General features: G+C 40.3%; 1 pseudogene. It reads right to left on the bottom strand.

Annotation, left to right across the window (positions count from 1 at the left end):
• Window positions 1–534, bottom strand: a pseudogene (locus RH85_RS22925) (LysM domain-containing protein); the annotation flags it as partial.

Raw genomic sequence — 534 nt, 5'->3', positions numbered from 1 at the left:
TAGTTAACACCATGTTGGCACACAGCTGCTTTGAATATTGCGTAAACCCTATAATAACCTTGTTGTTCTCTGTGTTTTTTATGAATGCTGCCAACTTAAACCATTGCTGTTTATACCCATCCCACTCAGCCGAATAGTCTTTACTGTATTTTGGCAAATCGGCCATGGCAATTAACGCTTCCTTCCATTGGCGTTGATTGATTTCATCGCTTTCGCTTACGTCAGTTGCCAACCACTGCATGATTTTCACTATTGCCGCCGCTTGGTTTTGATTATCAGTTGCCGCTCTTATCGGTCTTCCTTCTCCATCAAACCTTGTGTTGTATTGCTTCTGAGATAGCGCGGTAAGCAAATTTGATAATGTTTCTGGGGGCAGTTTAACTACCCATTGTCTAACTTTCTCAGATTTACGCTTATCGTCTTCTTCGTTGATATTACGAGCCAAAAACGGGGCATATTCTTTACTTAAAGCTTCCTTTTTATAGTCTTGCCACACATTAAAAGGAATAAGTAACGCTTTTGAAGCACTTAGAA

The organism is Vibrio ichthyoenteri ATCC 700023 (genome assembly GCF_000222605.1).
GTDB lineage: Bacteria > Pseudomonadota > Gammaproteobacteria > Enterobacterales > Vibrionaceae > Vibrio > Vibrio ichthyoenteri.
The sequence above is the reverse complement of the archived record's forward strand: the minus strand, read 5'-3'. Positions and strand labels throughout refer to the sequence as shown.